This is a genomic window from Paenibacillus contaminans (assembly GCF_003285015.1).
GTDB classification, from domain to species: Bacteria; Bacillota; Bacilli; order Paenibacillales; family NBRC-103111; genus Paenibacillus_V; species Paenibacillus_V contaminans.
The window spans coordinates 98,115-104,517 of the sequence record NZ_QMFB01000033.1 but is presented as its reverse complement, the minus strand read 5'-3'; the positions used below and the strand labels follow the sequence as shown (position 1 = coordinate 104,517).

Annotated in this window: 7 protein-coding genes and 1 other RNA gene; all 8 read right to left on the bottom strand. The window is 51.9% G+C overall.

The annotated features are described in order from the left end of the window. Positions 1-235 precede the first annotated feature (235 nt). Positions 236-499, bottom strand: a complete 264-nt coding sequence (locus DQG23_RS34920; RefSeq protein ID WP_113035670.1) for a pro-sigmaK processing inhibitor BofA family protein — start codon at positions 497-499, stop codon at positions 236-238. A gap of 64 nt (positions 500-563) precedes the next feature. Then, positions 564-851, bottom strand: a complete 288-nt coding sequence (locus DQG23_RS34915; protein WP_192894673.1) for a DUF2508 family protein — start codon at positions 849-851, stop codon at positions 564-566. A 255-nt stretch (positions 852-1,106) separates the two neighbouring features. Next, positions 1,107-1,706 carry a recombination mediator RecR gene (gene recR, locus DQG23_RS34910; protein ID WP_113035669.1) on the bottom strand — a complete coding sequence of 200 codons (600 nt, stop codon included), beginning with the start codon at positions 1,704-1,706 and terminating at the stop codon, positions 1,107-1,109. A gap of 41 nt (positions 1,707-1,747) precedes the next feature. After that, a complete protein-coding gene (locus DQG23_RS34905) occupies positions 1,748-2,059 on the bottom strand; it encodes a YbaB/EbfC family nucleoid-associated protein (protein WP_113035668.1) in 312 nt (103 codons plus the stop codon). 14 nt (positions 2,060-2,073) lie between these two features. After that, positions 2,074-3,804 carry a DNA polymerase III subunit gamma/tau gene (gene dnaX / locus DQG23_RS34900; protein ID WP_113035667.1) on the bottom strand — a complete coding sequence of 577 codons (1,731 nt, stop codon included), beginning with the start codon at positions 3,802-3,804 and terminating at the stop codon, positions 2,074-2,076. Positions 3,805-3,901: 97 nt separating this feature from the next. Continuing rightward, on the bottom strand, positions 3,902-5,329 hold the full coding sequence (locus DQG23_RS34895; protein WP_420330267.1) for an ATP-binding protein: 1,428 nt from the start codon (positions 5,327-5,329) through the stop codon (positions 3,902-3,904). A 280-nt stretch (positions 5,330-5,609) separates the two neighbouring features. Then, an RNA gene (gene ffs, locus DQG23_RS34890) (signal recognition particle sRNA large type) lies at positions 5,610-5,877 on the bottom strand. A 63-nt stretch (positions 5,878-5,940) separates the two neighbouring features. Then, positions 5,941-6,390, bottom strand: a complete 450-nt coding sequence (locus DQG23_RS34885; RefSeq protein ID WP_158560863.1) for a YhcN/YlaJ family sporulation lipoprotein — start codon at positions 6,388-6,390, stop codon at positions 5,941-5,943. Positions 6,391-6,403: the final 13 nt, after the last annotated feature.

The window sequence follows — 6,403 nt, the reverse complement described above, 5'->3', positions numbered from 1 at the left end:
GAGTATCGCCTCAAAAGCGACTTTTATACTATAACACATTGTTCTTTCTCATTGCAAGCACTTTTTTTCAACCGATTTCGTCCGCCGCCTTACAGACAGCGTTCTAACGGGCGTCTTGCGCTTGCTTTGTTGCTTGTCCGCCTCAGAAGCGGCAAGAAGTAATGTATCACATTCCGCATACCGAATGCAAGCTTTTTATACGAAATTATTTTTCCATCGGCTAAACCTCCCTGCTTTATATGACGACAAGCTTTACCGCCGCCAATAAAGCAAGACCCGGAACCCCGAGAATGGCCACAACCGCAAGAGTCGGGACATTGATCGGAATATGGAACTGATAGGAGCTCCCCGCCCAATCGACCAAGTAGAGCAGCAGTCCGGCGACTACAACGTTCAACCCTACGTAAGCCAGCCACTGGACGGACAGTCTGCTTCTCAACAACAGCAAAATCAACAGCGAGAACGATACGATGAACACCATCCACCAAATCGATTGCATAAAACCCCTCCGAATCGTAAAGCTTTACCTTCAATTCCCACGGACCTTTAGCCGTTAAATAAACTTAGAAATGATACGTGCGCAAAAACGGAACGGACGAATCGACCGGTTCATGCACCGAGAACGGAGCTTTGTCCCAATTCAGCTTTTTGGCTTGGCGAAGCAGCATCTCGTACTTTTTCTCAGCAGCTTCCATAGCGTAAACGGCATAATCGATCTCGTCATGCTCCAGCACCCAGTCCAGTCGCATTTGAGCCGCCAGCCATTCGAGATGCGCTTTGCGAATCTCCTTCACAAGCAGCTGCTTGTCCTCTTCTTCCTGGTTCGAACGCTTTTTGAACAACAGCGTCATGCGTTTACCCCTCCTCGCATAGTCGAAAGACAGCATTCTTCTATACATATAGGCGGGACTTCCCTTTTTTAGAACCATACTCTCGCTAAAAAAACACCCTGCTTCAACTGCCTCAACGTTTTCGGAATTGCAATATCCGAATAACAATCGACAAGGGATCCCCCTGTCAATCCAGAAAAATATACTCCAGCTCGTTATCCGCATAATAAAAAAGAGCCCTTGCGGCAAAAACCGCAAGAAGCTCTCGTGCTAACGTCAATTCAGTTCGCGCCTGCCTTCAAGCGCCTTGGTTAGCGTCACTTCGTCCGCATACTCCAGATCGCCGCCGACCGGCAAGCCGTGCGCAATCCGCGTTACCTTCAGACCGAAAGGCTTGACGAGCCTGGATAAATACATGGCCGTCGCTTCGCCCTCGATATTCGGATTCGTCGCCAAAATAAGCTCCTGCACCTGCTCATCGCCCAGCCTCTTAAGAAGCTCCGCAATATAAATTTCGTCCGGACCGATTCCTTCCATCGGCGAAATCGCGCCGTGCAGCACATGGTAATAACCGCCGAATTCCTTCGTGCGTTCCATCGCCACCAAGTCTTTAGGCTCCTGAACGACGCAAATGACCGACCCGTCCCTGCTTTTGTCCTGGCAAACCCGGCACGGGTCGATATCGGTAATGTTGCAGCATACCGAACAGTAGTGAAGATTTCGCTTTACATTAACCAACGCTTTGGCAAAATCGACGACCTGCTCTTCTTTCATCCGCAGGACGTGGAAAGCGAGACGCCCCGCCGTCTTCGGTCCGACACCAGGAAGCTTGCCGAATGCATCGATTAATTTCGCAATAGGTTCCGGGTAATACAATACAATTGCTCCCTCTTTAATCGGGCGTTAGGCGCTGTTTATTAGAACAGGCCCGGAATTTTCATTCCGCCCGTATATTTGCCCATATCTTTGTTAGCCAGCTCTTCCGCTTGGTTCAGCGCATCGTTCACAGCCGTCAGAACGAGATCCTGCAGCATATCGATATCGTCCGGATCCACCGCTTCCGGCTTAATAACGATGCTTGAAATTTTCTTGTGCCCGTTAGCGACTACCGTTACGACGCCGCCCCCCGCGCTGCCTTCCACCGTTTTGGTGCCGAGCTCTTCTTGCGCCTTCATCATTTGCTCTTGCATTTTTTTCACTTGCTTCATCATTTGGTTCATGTTGTTCATATCGTTCGTCTCCTTTAATCTTTGATTTTGACTAAGTCCTCGCCGAACATATTAAGCGCCTGGTTAACATGCTCTTCCTTGTATCCGGCCGGCTCTTCCGCTTCCAAACGCATCTCTTCGGCCGGCTGCTGCGGAGCCGCCTCGGCCTCCTGCCATTCCTTCTGCATTACGGTTACGAAAGCAACCGTATGCCCGAAAACGCCGGTCATCACTTGCTCGATCAGCTGCTTGTTAGCAGGCTTCTCGGTCGTTTCGCGATGGAGGGGACTCTTGAAACAGAGCAGCACGTTATCTTGATGGAACGATACCGGTTCTCCGTTTACAAGCCAAGCGTGAACGGAAATTTTCTGCTCCTTGACCTGCGCCAGCACCTGGCTCCATTTCATCAAAACCTGCTTGAAATCGGACGAGTCTTTGCCCGCCAAATAAGGATCGAGCTTGACCGTCGATCTTCTGACGGCAGGCGCCGAAGTCGTGCGCGACGGCGCATCCTGCCCCCGGGAAGCGGCGGCCCCCGCAGCAGGCGCGGCTCCCGTCTGAATGATGCGCTGGAGCTGCTGCTCAAGCTGCGCAACCCTGTTCTTCAGCATCTCCACTTCCGGAGCGGAAGCCGCCGGCGCCGCTGCGGCTGCAGAAGCTGCAGCGCCTTGCTCGGCAGACGATGAAGACGTGCATATTTTCATGACGGCTACTTCAAGCAGCGTTTGCGGCTGGGCGGAATACTTCATTTCGACCTGATAGCGGTTCAGCGTATCGATGATGCCGAAAATTCGCTCGTTCGCGTATGCCCGGCCAAGCTCGGCGAACGACTGTACGTCGATGATCCGCTCCGTCACCGCTTGCCCTTCCGGCATCAGCTTAATCATAAGCATATCCCGGAAGTAGTGCAGCAAGCTTTCGATACAGCGGTCGGCGCTTTTGCCTTCCTCCAGCAGTCCGCCGACCAAAGCCAGCGCTTGCCCGACATTAGCGTCCTTCACCATAACGGCAAGCTGCCGGAATTGATCGTGCGCGATCCCGCCGGTCATCGAGACGACGCTGTCATACGTAATCTCACGCCCGGAGAACGAAATCATCTGATCCATCAGGCTGAGCGCATCGCGCATTCCGCCTTCGGACAGGCGCGCAATATATTGCAGCGCTTCCTTCTCCGTCTCGATTCCTTCTTCCCGGCAAACATGCGCAAGGCGTCCGACCTGCTCTTCGAGCGGAACGCGGCGGAAATCATAACGCTGACATCTCGAAATGATCGTGGCCGGAAGCTTGTGCGGCTCCGTCGTGGCAAGAATAAACATAACGTGCGCCGGCGGCTCCTCCAATGTTTTCAGCAGGGCGTTAAACGCTTCTGTCGTCAGCATATGGACTTCGTCGATGATATATACTTTGTGACGCACCTCAGTGGGCGCATACTTCACTTTATCGCGAATATCGCGAATTTCCTCCACGCCGCGGTTAGAAGCGGCATCGATCTCCTGCACATCGACAAGCGCGCCCTCCGTAATGCGCCGGCATGCCGAACATTCGTTACATGGCTCCTCGGCAGGACCTCGTTCGCAGTTGACCGCTTTCGCCAAAATTTTGGCGGCGCTTGTTTTACCGGTACCGCGAGGTCCGCAGAACAAATACGCATGCGTAAGTCTGCCTTCCTTCAAAGAGTTTTGCAGCGTACGCGTAATATGCGCCTGTCCAACCATATCGCCGAAAGCCTGCGGTCGCCATGACCGATACAATGCAATATGCGCCATTGGGTCCTTCTCCACATTTCATTTATTTCAGAACATTCATATCCATTATACTATACACGGCCTGCCAAGGAAATGGAGGGAATCTCCCCCGGCTGTTCTATAAGATCGGAATACAAAGGGTGAAGGTCGTGCCGAACCCCTTGGAGGCGACACGGATGGTCCCTCCCATGTCATGAATGATTCTCTGGCAAACCGACAGCCCTAGTCCGGTACCGTTCTCTTTAGTGGTGAAAAAGGGATCGAATATTTTGTCGATGACAAAATTGGGAATGCCGGGTCCCGTATCGTGAATATCGATGTGTACTTTTCTTTCGTCCATATCGACCTTTTCTGAAATGGAAAGGACCCCGCCCTCCGTCATCGCCTCGATTCCGTTCTTGCAAATGTTCAGAAAAACCTGCTTCAGCATCTCGCGGTCCGCTATGACCTGCGGCGCATCGCTGGCGCTCTCGTACTGTACGGTAACGCCGTGCAAAAGCGCCTCATTGTTAATAATAGGCAGCATCTCGCTCATAACCGCCGTAACCGACATCTTGTCGAAGTTAACGTTCTTGCGTTTGCCGAGCAGCAGAAACTCGCTGACCAGCTCGTTGATCCGGTTGATCTCCGTCAGCATAATGTCGGTGTAGCTCTTTTCCTTCTCCATGCCGCTCTCTACGAAGGAATTTTTGAGCACCTGCAAAAAGCCTTTTATCGAGGTCAGCGGATTGCGAATTTCGTGAGCCGTACCCGCTGCGATCTGCCCGATCATAGCCAGCCTGTCGCTTCTCTGAACTTGCTCCTCAAGCGAACGGAGATTCGTCACGTCCTTAAAAATGACGTAAGCCCCGACCGTGCGGCCCATGAAGTCTTTAAGCAGGTTGGAATCGAGCAAAAGCTCGTAGCGTTCCCGGTTATTCGTCCAGGAAACGGCGTGGTTGCGTACGATGACTCCTTCAAGGAGCGAAGGCTGCACAAGCCGATGCTCCAGCGGCACGGACGAAAATATGCGATCCATCGGCGTATTGATAATATCGTTCTTGTTAAGCCCGAGCACGCGGCATGCCATGTCGCTTATGTCGATCAGCGTAAAATCCGCGTCGATTAGCAGCACGCCGAGATTGACATCCTTCATGAGCGACCCGGCAAATTGCTGCAGGATCGTAGGCTCTTCTTTGCTGAGCAGCTGCTTGATATGGAGCAAATACATCGTTTCTCCCGTATCGACAGCCCGCAGCCGGAACATTTCATATTCGCTCTCGCGGACCCGGCCATATACGCTGATGCGCAGCTTTGGGACGCGCCCCGTTTTGGAAGCCTTTTCACATTCGTTATGAAGCTTTGAAGCCGGATCGTAGAGCTTAAACGCTTGAATGAGCGTCTCTCCGACAACGCACTTCCCGATTGCCGAGGTTAAAGCGGAGTTGCACATGACGATTCTTTGTTTGTCGTCAGTCACAAGTAAAGCTTGATTCGTGCTGCATTGGATAAAGACGCGAAGCTCATCCATTGAAAGATCCATTCGAAATAATTGAGGCGTATCCAACAACAAATCCCCCCAGTTTCAACTGCAAGCTGGTTTTCAATTTCCCGGCAGATCTGTCTTACCTGTTGTTAGGGTCCCATGGATAAAGGCGCGCTTCGCAAGCCGTTTATGCGACGCAACCGTTTATCTTCGTTCGGCCGTGTACTCTGATATGTATTTAACTTCTCCCTTTCTTTGCATTTTCCTTCCAAAACAAACAAAAACATTCCAAATCAAGACATCGTCTTAACTGGAATGTTTCGTTATTCGCTATTCGTTATCGAACGATATTCATTTGATGCCGCGCACCTGTTATTGATCGCTGCGATCCAAGCGGAACGCTTATCGTTAGCTCTGGCTAGGCTGCCCTCCGGCACATGAAAAATCTCACTTATGGCTGCTTCCTTCCGGACCTGACCAGGTTCATGAGCATCCATTGCGGAGGACCCGGCCGTCAACACCACGTGTAAGCGTCAGACCTTACATCGACAGGACCTCTAACAAGGAATTCAACCCCGCTATAGCGGATTGCAGGTTACAGGGCACCGCTACCTCCCCGTCTAGCGCGGCAAAACTAAGTATAGCCGATTAAACGCCAAATAGCAACATGGTCCAGCCATTGGCAGCAGCGGCTATTTTACCCCGTTCAGCATCCGCGACTTATTCGTGGACACTTTCACATTATAACGGGGCATCATCTGGCTTACCTTCGTCTGCGCCTCGTTTTTGATCCGCATCGCTTCTTCAAGCGGGGTGTCATCCGTCAAATCGAGGTTCACGTATACGTTAGGACCGTTCATGATAATGCTCGAAGAGCGGATCCCGGAAATTTGCTGGAGCGTGCTTTTGATGAGCTGCGTATCGGCGGCATAGGTATGATATTGGGGATTGGCGGGATTATTCGGATTCCCCTGCGTCGTCCCGAGCAATCCGTCATTTTTATAAGAGTTCGTCTTCACCTTATCGGCATTACCCCCGCAGCCGATCAACGCGATGGAAATAAGGGCGGCCGCGGCGACCGTACGGCTCCGCTTGCCGAGAAGCCGAACGAATTGCGGCGAAATGCAAGCCGGTATATTCATAAAAAAACAACCT

Bases quoted from the DNA above. Each gene is read 5' to 3' on its own strand.
- DQG23_RS34920 (WP_113035670.1), bottom strand. From the start codon at position 499: ATGCAATCGATTTGGTGGATGGTGTTCATCGTATCGTTCTCGCTGTTG.
- dnaX (WP_113035667.1), bottom strand. From the start codon at position 3,804: ATGGCGCATATTGCATTGTATCGGTCATGGCGACCGCAGGCTTTCGGC.
- DQG23_RS34915 (WP_192894673.1), bottom strand. From the start codon at position 851: ATGACGCTGTTGTTCAAAAAGCGTTCGAACCAGGAAGAAGAGGACAAG.
- DQG23_RS34885 (WP_158560863.1), bottom strand. From the start codon at position 6,390: ATGAATATACCGGCTTGCATTTCGCCGCAATTCGTTCGGCTTCTCGGC.
- DQG23_RS34905 (WP_113035668.1), bottom strand. From the start codon at position 2,059: ATGAACAACATGAACCAAATGATGAAGCAAGTGAAAAAAATGCAAGAG.